We start from the raw sequence: 15,333 nt of genomic DNA on the forward strand, positions 1-15,333 counted from the left end.
GCCTGACGCGGCTCAGGCCGTGACCAGCCGCCGCCCGTTCAGCGCCAGTTCCATCACGATGCCGCCCGCCCACATGGCGCAGAGCGCGAGCCATGCCGTGCCCGCAAGGATCGATCCGCCGGTGACGCCCGCGCCGATGGCGCAGCCTCCGGCCAGCATCCCGCCAAATCCCATCATCGCGGCGCCGATCATCGCGTTGCGCAGCGGGGTGGGGCCGTCAAAGCCCTGAAGCCGCAGCTCGCCCGCCGCTGCCGCTGCCAGCAGCGCGCCCAGAAACACGCCCGCCACCAGCCCCACGTCAAAATCCAGCACCGCACCCGCGTCGAGGAAGAACATCAGCGTGCGCGCCGAAGGTCCGGTGAATGTGGCGCTTTCCACCTGCACCGGTTCGAAGGCCACATTGGCCAGCGCATGGGTCAGCCCCCAGCCAAGCGCCACGGCAAAGCCCACGCCAGAGGCAAAGACCAGCCGCGCCGCGCCGATGCGGTGGCGCCGCGCCAGATGCAGCGCCAGCGCCGCGATGGCAAGCCCCAGCGCCAGACCCGCGCCGCGCGGCAGGTGCAGCGCCGCCGCCAGATCCATGTTGCGCCCGCCGCTGGTGATCCACAGCCCCGCCAGCCGGTCGCGCAGCGGCGCGAGGATCCCCGACAGCGACATCTGCGCCACCACCGCAAAGATCAGCCCCGAGATCACCGAGCGCAGGTTGCCGGTGGCTGCCAGCACCAGCAGCCGCCCCGAACAGCCATTGGCCAGCACCATGCCCGCGCCAAAGACCAGCCCGCCCAGCACCGCGCCCGACCAGCTGCCCGGAACCGCCATCATGCGGGCATTGGCAGCGTCGAACAGCCCAAGAAGCTGCGCCGCCTGCACCCAGACCAGCGCCGTGGAAAAGGTCAGCAGCCAGACCGCCACCTTGTCCCCCAGCGCGCCATGGGCAAATTCCACCACCGCCGCGCGCAGGCAGAACCGCGACCGCTGCGCCGCCACGCCAAAGACGCCGCCGGTCAGCAGCCCGAACAGCGTGGCGGTGGGGCCTTCGCCCAGCGTATCGACAAGCGGGATCAGATCCATGGCGCCTCTCCTTGGCGGTTTGGCGAAAGATGCGCGAGGTTGAATGTATCCGCCTTGATGCAGATCACGCAGGGTCTGCGGCGGGATCTCGCCAGAGGCGGAATTTGGGCGTAAAGGACACTTATGACGCGACTCGTGCCCCTTGCCGAAGCGCGCGATCTGCCGCTTTGGCGCCGCCCGGTCGCGCTGCTGTTTCTCATGGCCATCGCCATGCCGCTCAGCTTTGCCACATGGTCGGCGCTGCTGAACAACTTCGTCCGCGAGGCGGCGCAGTTCGACGGATCGGACATCGGCTGGCTGCACACGGTGCGCGAGATTCCGGGCTTTCTGGCCTTTCTGGTGGTCTTCGTTCTGCTGGTGATGCGCGAACAGGTGCTGGCGCTGGTGGCGCTGGCGCTGCTGGCCGTCACCACCGCCGTTACCGCGTGGTTCCCGTCGATGGGCGGGCTGCTGACCGTGACGTTGCTCAGTTCCATCGGGTTTCACTACTACGAGACGGTGAACCAGTCGCTGCAGCTGCAATGGCTGACCAAGGAGCGCGCGCCGCAGATGCTGGGCTGGCTGCTGGCCGCCGCCTCGGGGGCGACGCTGGTCGCTTACGGCGTCATCGTGCTGACATGGCGGGCGTTCGAGCTGTCCTACAACTCTGTCTATCTGGTGTCGGGCGGGCTGACGCTGGCCATCGTGGTCTATTGCGCGCTGGCCTTCCCGCAATTCCAAAGCCCGAACCCGCAGCGCAAGCAGCTGGTGCTGCGCCGCCGCTACTGGCTGTATTATGCGCTGCAGTTCATGTCGGGGGCGCGGCGGCAGATCTTCGTGGTCTTCGCCGGGTTCATGATGGTCGAACGCTTCGGCTTCGAGGTTGACGAGGTGACGGCGCTGTTCCTCATCAACCTTGTGGCCAATATGGCGCTGGCGCCGCTGCTGGGCCGGGTGGTGCACCGCTTTGGCGAAGGCCGCGCGCTGCTGGTGGAATATGCCGGGCTGATGGCGATTTTCCTCGCCTATGGCGGCATTTACTGGTTCGGCTGGGGCGTGGTGCTGGCTTCGGTGCTGTATGTGCTGGATCACATCTTCTTTGCGCTGGCTCTGGCGCTGAAGACCTATTTCCAGAAGATCGCCGATCCGGGTGACATCGCGCCCACGGCGGCGGTGGCCTTTACCATTAACCATATCGCGGCGGTGTTTCTGCCCTTTGCTCTTGGCTATCTGTGGCTGGTCTCCCCCGGGGCGGTGTTCGGGCTGGCGGCAGCCATGGCGGGGGTGTCGTTCCTGCTGGCGCTGATGATCCCGCGCCATCCCGTGCCGGGCAACGAGACGATCTTTTCCGCGCGTCTGGCCGCTCCGGCGGAATAGGCAAGCTCTGGCGCTGGCGGCGCAAACAGGCTATCGGGCGCCCCAGACATAGGAGAGCCCGCATGGCCAAGACCTGGACCGCCTACACCAAGTTTTCCGATCAGGACGCCGCCGAGGCGCTGGCCGAGGCCATGGAGGATCTGGATCCCGAACCCACCGGCGTCGGCGTGTTCGAGATCGAGGACGGATCGGGCACATGGGAGGTGGGCGCCTATTTCACCGAAAGCCCCGATGGGGTCGAACTGGCGCTGCTGGCCGCAGCCTATGGCGGCACGCCTTTTGTCGTCTCCGAAGTGCCGGAAACCGACTGGGTGGACAAGGTGCGCCGCGAACTGACCCCGGTCGAGGCCGGGCGGTTTTTCGTCTATGGCAGCCATGACGCCGACAAGGTGCCCGAAGGCGCGGAGCCGCTGCTGATCGAGGCCGCGATGGCCTTCGGCACGGGTCATCACGGCACCACGCTGGGCTGCCTGCGGGCGCTGGACCGGCTGGCGCAGGACGGCATCGTGGGGCAGAGCGTGGCCGATATCGGCTGCGGCACCGCCGTGCTGGCCATGGCCGCCGCGCGGATCTGGCCGAACCCGGTGATTGCCTCGGACATCGACGAGGTCGCCGTGGAAGTGGCCGAGGTGAATGTGCGCGCCAACGGGCTGCAGGGCCGCGTCACCTGCGTGGAGGCGGCGGGTTTTGGCCATCCCGATCTGGCGGCGCGCGCGCCCTATGACCTGATCTTCGCCAATATCCTCAAGCAGCCGCTGATCGATCTGGCCCCCGAGATGGCGGCGGCGCTGGCGCCGGGCGGTCATGTCATCCTGTCGGGCATCCTGACCCGTCAGGCCGAAGAGGTGATCGACGCCTATGCCGCGCAGGGCGTGCCGCTGCTGCGGCAGGAGGTCATCGGCGACTGGGTCACGCTGACCCTGCGCAAGCCGGAGTGATCAAGACAAGGTTAACAAAGGCAAGTTTTCGACAAAGCGGGGAATTTGCCTAAATTTAGCCTTGATTTCGGCCTATCTCGGTCTTGTCTGGTGGGGGCCGGACAAGACGAGGCTGCCATGGACAGTGCGCTCCGCAATTTTGAAAAACGCCAGAAGGCGGTTGTGACCAAGCATCGCAAGCTGGCGCAGGGTTATACCACCCGTATCAACCGCAACGGCACCATCGAACATCGCCCGCTGCGCCGCGTGCCTGCGGCACCGCTGCGGGTCATGCTGCTGCTGGCGGCGGGGGGGCTGGCCTTCAAGGGGCTCGCGCTCGCGGTTCTGGGAGAGGCTGATTATCTTGGCCATCTCACGACTCTGGCGGCGGGCAGCCTGCCCGAACAGATCGGCGGCTGGCTGATGACGGCTGACCCGGTGACCCACTGGATTGCGCAGCAGCTGCAGCCCCTGATCGGCTGAGGTTCTGGCCGGGGCCGCGCGGCGGCTCTGGCCCGCGCCCTGAATGCTGAAAGGCCGCGTCACCGGGAGGGGTGACGCGGCCTTTTGCCGTCGGGATGGGTCATGCTGTCAGCGCAGATGCGCGATGCGGTCGATGTCGCCGCGGCAGAGACCGATATCGTCGAGTTCGCGGTCGGTCAGAGCTTCAAGGCTCTTGCGGGTCAGGCGGGCGTCGTTCCAGTCCGCAATGGTGGCGAACAGGGTGCGGAAGGCGCCGCCGATGGTGCCGGCAAAACCGGCGCGGGGCGTGTCGTTCACGGAAAGCGGGGCGAAGCCGCTCACGAAGATGGTGCCGATCTGGCCGGCGATCCCGGTTGCACCGTGCTGCGGGCGGTTGGCGTCATAGACGGCCATGGTCTGTATCCTTGTCTGGGGTTTTCAAAGTGCCTTAATTCTATGCGGCAGATAGACAGAGGCGGCGGACCGGACAAGCTGCCAAAACTGCATGGTCGATCTGCGTTTCACACATAGCGAAAAAACTATGCAGCGCCGCAGCGAACCGGCTGAATTTTGATCAGCTTTGGCCATGAAAAGCAGGCTTTGGGGGCTGTCATGGCCCGAACGACCGTGTCAGGACTGCCGCAGCCTGCGGAATGACGCGGTGCAGGGCTTGGCGCATGTTCGCCTTTCGTGCTAGGCCTGTGTCAAAACAACAACAGAGGCGGGCAGGCGATGCGAGTCATTGGGATTGATCCGGGTTTGCGGCACCTCGGCTGGGGGGTGATCGAGGCCGAAGGCAGCCGCTTGCGGCATGTCGCCAACGGGGTCTGCGATTCGGGGCAGGGGGAACTGGCGGGGCGGCTGCTGTCGCTTTATGATCAGCTCACCGACATCCTGCACAGGTTTCAGCCCGATCTGGCTGCGGTGGAACAGACCTTCGTGAACCGCGACGGCGCGGGCACGCTGAAGCTGGGGCAGGCGCGGGGCATCGCGCTGCTGGTGCCCGCGCAGTTCGGGCTGGAAATCGGGGAATATTCGCCCAACACCGTGAAGAAAACGGTGGTGGGCGTGGGGCACGCGGACAAGCGGCAGGTGGACCATATGGTAAAGATGCAACTGCCCGGCGTGGCGATCAGCGGGCCGGACGCGGCGGACGCGCTGGCGGTGGCGATCTGTCACGCGCATCATCTGGGCACGCAGCGCCTGCGGGTGCGCGCATGATCGGGCGCATCGCGGGGCGGGTGGATTACAAGGGCGACGATCACGTGCTGATCGACGTGCGCGGCGTGGGCTATATCGTCTACTGCTCTGACCGGGTGCTGGCGGCGCTGCCGCGTCCCGGCGAGGCGGCGGCGCTTTATACCGATCTGCTGGTGCGCGAGGATCTGCTGCAGCTTTTCGGCTTTCCCACGCTGCTGGAAAAGGAATGGTTCCGCCTGCTGCTGACGGTGCAGGGGGTGGGGGCCAAGGCCTCGCTGGCCATTCTGGGTGCGCTCGGGCCCGACGGCGTCAGCCGGGCGATTGCGCTTGGCGACTGGAACGCGGTCAAGGTGGCGCGCGGGGTCGGCCCCAAGACCGCGCAGCGCGTGGTCAACGAACTGAAGGACAAGGCGCCGGGGCTGATGGCCATGGGGCCGGGCCGGGCCACCAGCGCCGAGGATGTGGTGATCGAGGAACCGGTGCTCGCCTCCGCCCGGGCGGAGCCTCTGCCGCCCGCCTCCATGGGGGCGCAGGCCGAGGCGCTGTCGGCGCTGGCCAATCTGGGCTACGCGCCCTCCGAAGCGGCGGGCGCCGTGGCGCAGGCGGCACAGGATCTGCCCGGGGCCGAGACGCCCGCGCTGATCCGCGCCGCGCTGAAGCTCTTGGCGCCGAAGGGATAAGCCATGGCCGGACCCGATCCCACCCTGCGCCCCGATCCGCTGCCCGAAGATCACGACCGCGCCCTGCGCCCGCAGCGGCTGGAGGATTTTATCGGTCAGGCCGAGGCGCGGTCCAACCTGCGGGTGTTCATCCAGTCCGCCCGCCAGCGCGGCGAGGCGATGGACCACACGCTGTTTCACGGGCCTCCCGGTCTGGGCAAGACCACGCTGGCGCAGATCATGGCGCGGGAACTGGGGGTTGGGTTCCGCATGACCTCCGGCCCGGTTCTGGCCAAGGCGGGGGATCTGGCGGCGATCCTCACCAATCTGGAACGCAATGACGTGCTCTTCATCGACGAGATTCACCGGCTGAGCCCCGTGGTCGAAGAGGTGCTTTACCCCGCGATGGAGGATTACGAGCTGGATCTGGTGATCGGCGAAGGCCCCGCCGCGCGCACCGTCCGGATCGAACTGCAGCCCTTCACGCTGGTCGGCGCCACCACCCGGCTGGGCCTGCTGACCACGCCGCTGCGCGACCGTTTCGGCATTCCCACCCGGCTCAATTACTACACCGAGGCGGAGCTGCACGAGATCGTGACGCGCAACGCGGTGAAGCTGGGGGTGCGGTCAGAACCCGAGGGCGCGCAGGAGATCGCCCGCCGCGCGAGGGGCACGCCGCGCATCGCCGGGCGGCTGCTGCGCCGCGTGGTCGACTTTGCCGTGGTCGAAGGCGATGGCGTGGTCACCCGCGCGCTGGCCGATGGCGCGCTGACCCGGCTGGGGGTGGACCGCATCGGGCTGGATGGCGCCGACCTGCGTTATCTGACGCTGATCGCGGAAAATTACGCGGGCGGCCCGGTCGGGATCGAAACCCTGTCCGCCGCGCTGTCGGAAAGCCGCGACGCGCTGGAGGAGGTGATCGAACCCTATCTGCTGCAGCAGGGGCTGATCCAGCGCACGCCGCGCGGACGGATGCTGGCGCAGCGGGCATGGGATCATCTGGGCCTGCCGGTGCCGCGCCCGCCGGGGCAGGCCACGCTCTTTGACTGACGGGCTTGCGGCGGCGGGCCCTGCATGGCAGGCCCGCCTCCGGAGATCGGCAGAAGGAGACGGCCATGGACGCGGCAACGGTCGAGCAGTGGTTCACAAGGGCGGATGGCAGCTATCTTTGCGCGCGCTGGGGCAGGCCGCTGTCGCCGGTGGTGTTCGGGGTGGAGGATGCGACGCTGAGCCTCGTCAAGGGCGCGTTCGAGGCGGTCTGCGCGCTGACAGGGCACAAGATGGCGCAGACCGATCCCGAGCTTGGCGCCAATGTCATGGTCTTTTTCCTGCGGGACTGGGCCGATCTGCGGACCGTGCCCGATCTGGACCGCCTGATCGAGGGGCTGGACGGCATGGTGACGCGCCTGCAGGACGCGGGCGCCAACCAGTACCGGCTGTTCCATTTCGACGCGCAGGGGGCCATCCGGGCGGCCTTCGTGTTCCTGCGCATGGATGCGGCGCTGGACGCGATGGCGGCCGAGGATCTGGCGCTGGCGCAGGTGGTGCAGGTGATGCTGCTGTGGTCCGACAGCGCCTTTGCCGACCGCTCGCCGCTGGGCCAGCTTGGCGACGGGCGCGTGGTGCTGCGCCCCGAAATCGCGGCGCTGCTGCGCGCCGCCTATGATCCGGTGCTGCCCGATGTGGCGCGCGATCCGTCGCACGCGCTGCGGCTGGCGGCACGGATGGGCTGAGCCGGTTCACGGCTTGGCAAGACCTCTCTGCCAGTCTGGCTCCGGAACAGGCGGAGGGGCTGATGATCCGGAACATCCTGCTGGCGCTGCTGCTGACCCTTGCCGGGGGCGCGCAGGCGGCCATCCGGTCCAGCGTGGTGATGGATGCCCGCACGGGGGAGGTTTACGTCGAAGAGGGCGCCGACCTGCCGCATCCTCCCGCCTCCCTCACCAAGATGATGACGCTTTATCTGGCGTTCGAGGCGCTGGAGACGGGGCTGCGATCGCGGGAGGACCCTGTCACGGTTTCGGCGCGGGCGGCGGCACAGCCCGGCTCGCGCATGGGGCTGTGGGCCGGGCAGGTGGTGTCGCTGGGCGATCTGGTCACCGGGGTGGCGCTGGCCTCGGGCAATGACGCGGCGGTGGCGCTGGCCGAGGTGCTGGCGGGCAGCGAGGCGGCCTTTGTCGCCCGCATGAACGCGCGGGCGCAGGATCTGGGGCTGGATGGTACCCGCTATGCCAATCCGCACGGGCTGACCGCGCCCGGCCATCTGACCACGGCGCGCGACATGACCACGCTGGGCCGCAGGCTGTGGCTGGATTTTCCGGAGTTCTGGGGCCTTTTTGCGCAGCAGCAGGCGGGGGGGATGCGCCACACCAACAGCCGCTTCCTGTCGGGCTATGCCGGGGCGGACGGGATCAAGACCGGCTACACCCGGGCGGCGGGATACAACATCACCGCCTCGGCAATGCGCGGCGAGGCGCGGCTGATCGTCACCGTGCTGGGCGCGGGATCCTCGGCAGAGCGGCTGGCAGAGGTGACGCAGCGGATGGATCAGGGATTTGCGCAGGCCCCAGATCATGCGCCGGTGCGGCGGCGGGGCGTGCCGCGCGACTGGATGGCGCCGCGCGATCCGCTGCTGGTGGCGCAGGGCGGCGCGGCACAGGATCCCCCGCCCGTGGCGGCCACGGGGCCGCCGGGGGGCGTGGGGATCGGGGTCTTCCTGCGCTAGCCCGGTTCAGGCGCCGACCATGCCCACGATCTCGTAGGTGCGCTTCAGGATCGGTGCGGCAAGGGCATTGGCCCGTTCGGAGCCTGCGCGCAGCACCGCGTCGATTTCGGCGGGATCCTGCATCAGCCGCGCCATCTCGGTGGAGATCGGCGCCAGCTTGGCCACGGCCAGATCCGCCAGCTTCGGCTTGAATTCCGAAAACTGCTGTCCGCCCACCTCGGCCAGCACCTCGGCCACGGTGGTGTCGGCAAGGGCTGCGTAGATGTTGAGCAGGTTGCGCGCCTCGGGCCGTCCCTCCAGCCCCTCGATTTCGGAGGGCAGGGCGTCGGGATCGGTGCGTGCCTTGCGGATCTTGCTGGAAATCGCGTCGGCATCGTCGGTCATGTTGATGCGCGAGGCATCCGAAGGATCGGATTTCGACATCTTCTTCGAGCCGTCGCGCAGGCTCATGACCCGGGTGGCCGCGCCTTCGATCACCGGCTCGGTCATCGGAAAGAACTCGGTGCCGAAATCATGGTTGAACTTCGCCGCGATGTCGCGGGTCAGCTCCACATGCTGTTTCTGGTCCTCGCCCACCGGCACATGGGTGGCGTGATAGACAAGGATGTCGGCGGCCATCAGCGCCGGATAGGCATAAAGCCCGAGCGAGGCTTTTTCGGCATTCTTGCCCGCCTTGTCCTTGAACTGCGTCATGCGGTTCATCCAGCCAAGCCGCGCCACGCAGTTGAAAATCCACGCCAGCTGCGCATGGGCGGGCACCTGGCTCTGGTTGAAGAGGATCGACCGGGCGGGGTCGAGCCCCGCTGCCAGATAACCCGCCGTCAGTTCCCGGGTCTGGCGGCGCAGCGCCTCCGGATCCTGCCAGACGGTGATGGCGTGCATGTCGACCACGCAATACAGCGTCTCGATGCCGCTGTCCTGCATGTCGACAAACCGCCGGATCGCCCCCAGATAGTTGCCCAGCGTCAGCCCGCCAGAGGGCTGGATTCCGGAGAACACGCGGGGCGAGAAGGAGGTCTGGGTCTGGGCCGCCTCGGTCATGGGCTTTCCTTCGTCTGGATATTCTGTCTGCGCTGGCTTACCCATGCCCCGACATGCCGTCAAGAAAGAGGCCATCATGGCGCACCGCCACACCGAATCGCCGCTGAACCCGCTGCCGCCCGTCATCATCGCGCTGTTTGTCGTGATCGTGGGGGTGGAGGCCGCCTTTTCGCTGGGCGCGCGCGGGCTGGTCGGCGGCCCCGAGGCCGTGGGCTGGCGGCTGGAGGCGCTGCAGCGCTTCTCTTTTTCCGGCAACATCCTTGGCTGGATGATCGACACCGGGCAATACCCGCCCGAGCATCTGCTGCGCTTCTTCAGCTACCCCTTCGTGCATGGCAATTTCACCCATGCACTGTTTGCCGGGGTGATGCTGCTGGCGCTGGGCAAGATGGTGGCCGAAGCGCTGGGTCCGGCGCGCACGCTGGCGATCCTTGCCGCCTCGACCTTTGGCGGGGCACTGGCCTATGGCGTGCTGCTGGCGACGCCGGTGCCGCTGATCGGGGCCTTTCCGCCGATCTACGGTCTGATCGGCGCCTTCACCTATCTGCTGTGGCTGCGGCTGGGGCAGGTGGGCGGCCAGCAGGTCCGGGCGTTTTCACTGATCGGCATCCTGCTGGGCATCCAGCTGCTGTTTGGCCTGCTCTTCGGCGGCGGGCTGGACTGGGTGGCGGATCTGGGCGGCTTCGCCTCCGGCTTTGCGCTGACCATCCTGCTGGTGCCCGGCGGCTGGCAGCGCCTGCGCGACAGGCTGCGCCAGCGCTGAGTCAGAACATGTCGGCGGGCAGGACCGGCAGGAACCGCGAAAACGCCTTGCCCGAGGCATTGGGGTAGGGCAGGGCAAAGCCTTCGCGCTCTTCGGGCAGGCGGGCGGCATTGGCCAGCGCGGCGCGGCGCCACGTGCGCGACTGCACCGGATCGTGCCCCTCCAGATGCGCGCCCAGCCAGATTTCGGCCAGCCGCCGCTGCAGGGCGATCACCGTCTCGGGACGGCGGAACAGGATCGAGGCTTCGGTATCCCAGCGCAGCGACCGGCCATTGAGATTGGCCGAGCCCACCAGACCCACGCGGTCATCCACCAGCAGCACCTTGGAATGCACATAGACCGGGCCCGCGCCATGCAGCGGCGGCACGTCTTCGGGGGCGGGGCGCGGCTGCCCGGGAGAGATCAGCGCCAGCCGGTCGCCAAAGGCGCGGGTCAGGCGGCCCACCGCCTCGGATTGCAGCGCGTGGCCGTGTCGGGCATCCCAGCTGTCATTCGCCTCGTAAAGCACGCGGTCTGCGAAGGGCGGCAGCACCACCACCAGTTGCAGCTGCTCGTGCCGTCCGGCGGCGCGCACCAGCGCCTCGACCACGGGGCGGTGACGCAGGAACTGGGTTTCCACATAGATGTGGCGCTGCGCCTCGCCGATCAGGGCGAGGATGGTCTTTTCATGCTCGATGATGGTGGCACGCGGCGCCAGCCGCGCGGGGGCGGAACAGGGCGCGGAGAAGGTCCGCACCAGCCGCAGGTCGGCGCTGCCCTGCGGGCGGGTGTCGGTGTCAAAGCGCACGGCCTCGCCGGTCAGGCAGGGGGTGCCGCAATCCAGCGCCGCGTTCCAGCAGGTGCCGAAATGGTGGTGCAGCACGGCGGCGAACTCCGCATCCTCCACCACCATGGAGACATCGTGCCATGTCTCGTCGCTGGGGCGGTCATGTTCGGGCGTGTCATAGCGGCGTTCGTTGATGTCGAGCCCGCCGATCACGCAGCTTTGCCGGTCGGCCACGGCGAATTTCTGGTGGATGGTCACCGGGCGCAGCGCCACGGCCCCGGCCAGAACCGCGCGCTGCACCGGGGTCAGCTCGTCGGGGTCAAGCTCGCGCAGTTCGGCCAGCTTGCGGGTGATGCGCCCGCGCATGACCATGCGCCAGACCCAGCCCGCCGCCTGTCCGTGCGGCGCGCAGATCACTTGCGCGTCGCCCTGCAGCGTTTCGGCGAAGCCCTTGGCAGAAGTCCATGCCTGCCGGTGCAGATCCGAGGTGAAGACGGGATCGAAATCCGAAATCATCAGCCGCAGCCGCACGCCGCGGCGGCTGATCTCGGCCAGAAGATCGGCCCATGTCGCCAGTCCCCGCGCCAGCAGGTCGGGGCTGTGCAGCCGGGTGGTCGGGTCGAAGATGCGGAAGCTCATCACAAGCTCCTCGCGGGCGGAATCGGCCAGCCGTTCGAGCGCGGGGAAGCCCTCGGCGGCGGTAATCAGGGGAGTCAGCGTCATGTGGATCGGCCTTTGCGGCGGAATGCGGCGCGGAATTCGGACAAGCGGAATGCGCCTGTCACCTGTCCCGCCACGGCATAGGCCAGCATCCCGATGCCGATGAGCAGGGCAAGCACAAGAGCCCGCCAGAAGCTTACACTCAGGAACGGCGTCAGCAGCCACATGGTTCCCCACAGCACCGCCCCCATCAGCACGGAGGCGAGACAGATCCGCCAGATGCGGCGGCGGAACCGGTCATCGAACCGCGCCACCTCGCCCAGACGGCGCCCGCCCCATGCCAGCTGCGCCACCATGATCCATGCCGACACGGTGGTGGCGATGGCAGGCGCGATCCAGCCCAGCACCGGTGCGAGCCCGATCGCCAGCACCGCGTTCACCGCCATGGACCACAGCGCGTAGCGGAACGGGGTGCGCGTGTCCTCGCGCGCAAAGAAGAGCGGCTGCAGAACCTTCTGCAGCACGAAGGCGGGCAGGCCCAGCCCGTAGATGGCGACGGCCAGGGCAATGGCCTGCGCGTCGGCCATGCTGGTCTGGCCGCGCTGGAACAGCACCGACACGATGGGCAGCGGCACCACCACCAGCGCCACGGCGGCGGGCACGGTCAGCGCCAGCGACAGTTCGCCCGCGCGGGAAAAGGCGTGGCGCGCGCCCGCATCATCCTGCGCCTTGAGCCGCCGCGACAGGTCGGGCAGCAGCACGATGCCGACGGCAATGCCCACCACCCCCAGCGGCAGCTGATAGAGCCGGTCAGCGGCGTATAGCCAGCCCACCGCCTTTTCGAAATTCGACGCGACCTGCTGGCCGACCAGCAGGTTGATCTGCATGACCCCGCCAGCCAGCGCTGCGGGCACCGCGACCCGCACCAGCCGCTTCATGTCGGGCGTCCAGCGCGGGCGCCCGGGGCGCAGGCGAATGCCCGAGCGCGTGGTGGCGATCCAGACCAGCACAAGCTGCGCCACCCCGGCCAGCGGGATGGCCCAGATCAGCCACAGCACCACATCGCCGCCCAGCACCGCACCTGCGATCATGGCCGCGATCACGAAGATGTTCAGCAGCACCGGTGCGGCGGCGGCGGCGGCAAAATGGCCGGTGGCGTTCAGCACGCCCGAACACAGCGCCGCCAGCGAGATGAAGAAGATATAGGGAAAGACGATGCGCCCGAAGCCGACGGTCAGATCGAACCGCGCATCCCCTGCAAACCCGCCCGCCGTGGCCCAGACCAGCGCGGGCATGAACACCAGCGCCAGACCCGACAGCACCAGCAGCACGAAGGCGAGCCCGTTCATCGCTTCGGAGGCGAAGCGCGAGGGATCCTCGCCGCCTTCGTATTTCTTGGAGAAGATCGGCACAAAAGCGGCGTTGAACGCGCCTTCGGCAAAGAAGCGGCGGAACATGTTGGGCAGGCGGAAGGCCGCGACAAAGGCATCCATCACCGGGCCGGGGCCGATATAGGCAAGGATGAAGATCTCGCGGGCGACCCCCAGCACGCGGCTGGCAAGGGTCCAGAACCCGACCGTCATGATGCCCGAAATCAGGCGGATGGGTTTCATGTCTGGATCTCCGTCCGGGGTTGCAGGGCAGGCCTAGCTCATCGCCTTGGGCGGTAAAAGGGGGCGCGCATCAGCGCCGCCACAGATGCGCGTGACCGGCCAGCCAGCCCTGCGCCTTGGCCAGCGCCCGGTTGGCGGGACCAGGTCGGGGCAGGGGGCCGTGGCGCAGCCGGTCGCAGATCACCTCCACCGCGCAGGGCTGGCCGCTGACCGGATCGCGGTAGCGCGGATAGTCGATCAGCGCGGCATGCACGAGGCTTTCAAGCGTGGGGCGCGGGCCGGTCAGGCGGCGCGCGGGCGGCGGGCTCAGATCGCGGGTCAGCCCCCAGCCCGCATAGAAGGGCAGGCCCAGCGTGGTGACGGGCACGCCGCGCAGCAGCGCCTCGAACCCGGTGAGGGAGGTCAGCGTCCACACCTCCTGCACCGCGCCCAGCAGTGCGGCCATGTCGGCCTGTGCCACGGTGGCATCGGCCCAAAGCTCGGGCTGCTCCACCATGCCCGCGCGCAGCCCGGCCACCACATCGGGATGCGGGCGCCACAGGATCACCGCGCCGGGGTTTTCTGCGCGCACCCGCGCCAGCAGATCGGCGTTGCGGCGGATCTGCGGGCTGCCTTTCTGGAGGCTGGCGTCATTCTCCACCTGACCGGGCACAAGGATGCGGTGGCCCGGCGGCAGGTCGGGCAGCGCCCCGCCAAGGTTGTATTTGCTGAGCCCGCCCGCCGTCATGGTCCGGATCAGCCGCGCGGCGCGCTGGATCTGGTCCGGGCGCAGCTCTGCGCGGCGCGCAATCAGATGCTCCAGCCGCGACGGGCGGGAGGGGTCGTAATGAATGCCCAGATCGTCCAGCACCAGCGACAGCGGCGGCACCAGATCGGCCCCCAGCCCGCGCGAGCGCAGGAAACCGTCCTCAACCCGCACGGCGGTGTCGTCCTCTGCCGCCTTGCTGGCCCAGACCATGTGGCGCCGGTCAGAGGGCGGGGTGCGAGCGCTGGCAAAGATCACCGGGCGCTGCGTGCCGAAAAAGCCCTGCAGCGGGCCGCGTTTCCACGCGCGCATGCCATGGGCGACCCAGCCGCGATGATCCTCGCGCCATGCCCGGGTCTGCGCCTCGAAGGCCGAGAGCGCGTCCTCGAACTCGCAGAGCCGGTCGCGGCAGGGATCATACCAGAGCGGGTGCAGGATCATCGCCGCCGCAAACAGCTGCGCGCGGGTCAGGTGGCGTCTGCGGCGGGGAAACTGCGCCTCGTCGGTGCTAAGCCCCCAGCCCGCATAGAAGGGCGTGCCAAAGACGCGCGGGCGGTGACCGGCAAGGATCGCCTCGAACCCCAGCTGCGAGGAAACGGTATAGACCGCCACCGCCCCCTCCAGCAGCGCCCAAGGCGAGACGGAATCGGCGCAGAGGCTGACGGGGCCGGTGGCGTCTTCGGCGGTGAAATGGCCGGGGCGGTGGCCCTGCGCGGTTTCGGGATGGGTCTTGATCAGGACGCGCGCGCCGGGGTTTTCCTCGCGCGCGATCATCAGCATTTCCAGAAACCGGTTGCGGTCGGCGCCACAGGCCCGGACCGAGGCATCGCCGCGCGTCTGGTCCACCACCAGCACATAGCCCGGCGCGGGCAGCGGAGCAGCCGGGTCAAAGCCGGTATATTTGGTCAGATGCTTCTCGCGCAGCCGCGCGATGCCGCCGCGCGCCCGGTCGAGCAGGGCGTGATCGTCCAGCGGATGCGTGGCCAGCAGATGTTCCAGATCCGAAGCCTGCCGCGCATCGAAATGCACGCCGCGCGCATCCAGCATCAGCCCCAGCGGCGGCTCTCCGGCGCAGCCCGGCTGCAGCGAGCGCAGAAAGGCATCCTCGATCCGCAGCAGCGGGGCACCATGGCGGGCGGCAATCGCCTCTCCGCGCGCGGCATAGGGCGACTGGCCCCAGACACCGACATGATCGCCCGGCCCCGGCAGGCCCAGCGAGATCTGCCAGCCCGCCGCCGCCAGCATCCGGCGCAGGCGGCGCTGGGTCAGAAACCCGGCGCTGTAGACAAAAAGACGCCGGGGGATTTCTCCCCCGGCGCTGCCCTGTCCCTCGTTATGATTGTTCAGGGGCACGT

15 protein-coding genes are annotated in these 15,333 nt (G+C 68.4%); 9 read left to right on the forward strand and 6 right to left on the reverse strand.

The window, feature by feature from the left end:
- Nucleotides 1–12: 12 nt before the first annotated feature.
- Complete coding sequence (locus tag BLR51_RS16505) at nucleotides 13–1,071, reverse strand: YeeE/YedE family protein (protein WP_089849012.1); 1,059 nt, start codon at nucleotides 1,069–1,071, stop codon at nucleotides 13–15.
- Nucleotides 1,072–1,194: 123 nt separating this feature from the next.
- Between BLR51_RS16505 and BLR51_RS16510 the strand changes: the two genes are divergently transcribed.
- From BLR51_RS16510 to BLR51_RS16520, 3 genes are all read left to right on the forward strand, one after another.
- The gene (locus BLR51_RS16510; protein ID WP_089849014.1) at nucleotides 1,195–2,427 is read left to right on the forward strand and encodes an MFS transporter; all 1,233 of its coding nucleotides are present in this window, start codon (nucleotides 1,195–1,197) and stop codon (nucleotides 2,425–2,427) included.
- Between the two features lie 62 nt (nucleotides 2,428–2,489).
- Nucleotides 2,490–3,365 (forward strand): 50S ribosomal protein L11 methyltransferase, encoded by an 876-nt coding sequence (locus tag BLR51_RS16515; protein ID WP_089849016.1) that lies wholly within the window; start codon nucleotides 2,490–2,492, stop codon nucleotides 3,363–3,365.
- Between the two features lie 117 nt (nucleotides 3,366–3,482).
- Nucleotides 3,483–3,827 carry a hypothetical protein gene (locus tag BLR51_RS16520; protein WP_089849018.1) on the forward strand — a complete coding sequence of 115 codons (345 nt, stop codon included), beginning with the start codon at nucleotides 3,483–3,485 and terminating at the stop codon, nucleotides 3,825–3,827.
- A gap of 108 nt (nucleotides 3,828–3,935) precedes the next feature.
- Here the strand turns inward: BLR51_RS16520 and BLR51_RS28570 are convergent, their stop codons facing one another.
- Nucleotides 3,936–4,220, reverse strand: coding sequence for a DUF1127 domain-containing protein (locus BLR51_RS28570; RefSeq protein ID WP_089849020.1), 285 nt, complete (start codon nucleotides 4,218–4,220; stop codon nucleotides 3,936–3,938).
- 318 nt (nucleotides 4,221–4,538) lie between these two features.
- Here BLR51_RS28570 and ruvC point away from each other — a divergent pair, with 318 nt between their 5' ends.
- From ruvC to BLR51_RS16550, 5 genes are all read left to right on the forward strand, one after another.
- Entirely contained in the window at nucleotides 4,539–5,027 is a 489-nt protein-coding gene (ruvC, locus tag BLR51_RS16530; RefSeq protein WP_089849022.1) for a crossover junction endodeoxyribonuclease RuvC, read from the forward strand.
- Nucleotides 5,024–5,686, forward strand: a complete 663-nt coding sequence (gene ruvA, locus BLR51_RS16535; protein WP_089849024.1) for a Holliday junction branch migration protein RuvA — start codon at nucleotides 5,024–5,026, stop codon at nucleotides 5,684–5,686. Before ruvC ends, ruvA begins: the two co-directional genes overlap by 4 nt.
- Nucleotides 5,687–5,689: 3 nt before the next feature.
- Nucleotides 5,690–6,715 (forward strand): Holliday junction branch migration DNA helicase RuvB, encoded by a 1,026-nt coding sequence (gene ruvB / locus BLR51_RS16540; RefSeq protein ID WP_089849026.1) that lies wholly within the window; start codon nucleotides 5,690–5,692, stop codon nucleotides 6,713–6,715.
- Nucleotides 6,716–6,780: 65 nt separating this feature from the next.
- Nucleotides 6,781–7,398 carry a hypothetical protein gene (locus tag BLR51_RS16545; protein WP_089849028.1) on the forward strand — a complete coding sequence of 206 codons (618 nt, stop codon included), beginning with the start codon at nucleotides 6,781–6,783 and terminating at the stop codon, nucleotides 7,396–7,398.
- 62 nt (nucleotides 7,399–7,460) lie between these two features.
- Entirely contained in the window at nucleotides 7,461–8,390 is a 930-nt protein-coding gene (locus tag BLR51_RS16550; RefSeq protein ID WP_089849030.1) for a D-alanyl-D-alanine carboxypeptidase family protein, read from the forward strand.
- Between the two features lie 6 nt (nucleotides 8,391–8,396).
- Here the strand turns inward: BLR51_RS16550 and trpS are convergent, their stop codons facing one another.
- Nucleotides 8,397–9,431, reverse strand: a complete 1,035-nt coding sequence (gene trpS / locus BLR51_RS16555; RefSeq protein ID WP_089849032.1) for a tryptophan--tRNA ligase — start codon at nucleotides 9,429–9,431, stop codon at nucleotides 8,397–8,399.
- Nucleotides 9,432–9,507: 76 nt separating this feature from the next.
- Here trpS and BLR51_RS16560 point away from each other — a divergent pair, with 76 nt between their 5' ends.
- On the forward strand, nucleotides 9,508–10,194 hold the full coding sequence (locus tag BLR51_RS16560) for a rhomboid family intramembrane serine protease (RefSeq protein ID WP_089849034.1): 687 nt from the start codon (nucleotides 9,508–9,510) through the stop codon (nucleotides 10,192–10,194).
- A 1-nt stretch (nucleotide 10,195) separates the two neighbouring features.
- Here the strand turns inward: BLR51_RS16560 and BLR51_RS16565 are convergent, their stop codons facing one another.
- From BLR51_RS16565 to BLR51_RS16575, 3 genes are all read right to left on the reverse strand, one after another.
- Nucleotides 10,196–11,683, reverse strand: a complete 1,488-nt coding sequence (locus tag BLR51_RS16565) for a phospholipase D family protein (protein WP_089849035.1) — start codon at nucleotides 11,681–11,683, stop codon at nucleotides 10,196–10,198.
- On the reverse strand, nucleotides 11,680–13,233 hold the full coding sequence (murJ, locus tag BLR51_RS16570; protein WP_089849037.1) for a murein biosynthesis integral membrane protein MurJ: 1,554 nt from the start codon (nucleotides 13,231–13,233) through the stop codon (nucleotides 11,680–11,682). Before murJ ends, BLR51_RS16565 begins: the two co-directional genes overlap by 4 nt.
- A gap of 70 nt (nucleotides 13,234–13,303) precedes the next feature.
- Complete coding sequence (locus tag BLR51_RS16575; protein WP_446000282.1) at nucleotides 13,304–15,331, reverse strand: capsule polysaccharide biogenesis protein; 2,028 nt, start codon at nucleotides 15,329–15,331, stop codon at nucleotides 13,304–13,306.
- Nucleotides 15,332–15,333: the final 2 nt, after the last annotated feature.

Origin of the sequence: Salipiger marinus, from assembly GCF_900100085.1 — a bacterium.
Taxonomy (GTDB): domain Bacteria; phylum Pseudomonadota; class Alphaproteobacteria; order Rhodobacterales; family Rhodobacteraceae; genus Salipiger; species Salipiger marinus.

What these genes read in the sequence shown, in the direction of transcription:
- BLR51_RS16505 (WP_089849012.1), bottom strand. Translation starts at nt 1,071, where the DNA reads ATGGATCTGATCCCGCTTGTCGATACGCTGGGCGAAGGCCCCACCGCC.
- BLR51_RS16510 (WP_089849014.1), top strand. Translation starts at nt 1,195, where the DNA reads ATGACGCGACTCGTGCCCCTTGCCGAAGCGCGCGATCTGCCGCTTTGG.
- BLR51_RS16515 (WP_089849016.1), top strand. Translation starts at nt 2,490, where the DNA reads ATGGCCAAGACCTGGACCGCCTACACCAAGTTTTCCGATCAGGACGCC.
- BLR51_RS16520 (WP_089849018.1), top strand. Translation starts at nt 3,483, where the DNA reads ATGGACAGTGCGCTCCGCAATTTTGAAAAACGCCAGAAGGCGGTTGTG.
- BLR51_RS28570 (WP_089849020.1), bottom strand. Translation starts at nt 4,220, where the DNA reads ATGGCCGTCTATGACGCCAACCGCCCGCAGCACGGTGCAACCGGGATC.
- ruvC (WP_089849022.1), top strand. Translation starts at nt 4,539, where the DNA reads ATGCGAGTCATTGGGATTGATCCGGGTTTGCGGCACCTCGGCTGGGGG.
- ruvA (WP_089849024.1), top strand. Translation starts at nt 5,024, where the DNA reads ATGATCGGGCGCATCGCGGGGCGGGTGGATTACAAGGGCGACGATCAC.
- ruvB (WP_089849026.1), top strand. Translation starts at nt 5,690, where the DNA reads ATGGCCGGACCCGATCCCACCCTGCGCCCCGATCCGCTGCCCGAAGAT.
- BLR51_RS16545 (WP_089849028.1), top strand. Translation starts at nt 6,781, where the DNA reads ATGGACGCGGCAACGGTCGAGCAGTGGTTCACAAGGGCGGATGGCAGC.
- BLR51_RS16550 (WP_089849030.1), top strand. Translation starts at nt 7,461, where the DNA reads ATGATCCGGAACATCCTGCTGGCGCTGCTGCTGACCCTTGCCGGGGGC.
- trpS (WP_089849032.1), bottom strand. Translation starts at nt 9,431, where the DNA reads ATGACCGAGGCGGCCCAGACCCAGACCTCCTTCTCGCCCCGCGTGTTC.
- BLR51_RS16560 (WP_089849034.1), top strand. Translation starts at nt 9,508, where the DNA reads ATGGCGCACCGCCACACCGAATCGCCGCTGAACCCGCTGCCGCCCGTC.
- BLR51_RS16565 (WP_089849035.1), bottom strand. Translation starts at nt 11,683, where the DNA reads ATGACGCTGACTCCCCTGATTACCGCCGCCGAGGGCTTCCCCGCGCTC.
- murJ (WP_089849037.1), bottom strand. Translation starts at nt 13,233, where the DNA reads ATGAAACCCATCCGCCTGATTTCGGGCATCATGACGGTCGGGTTCTGG.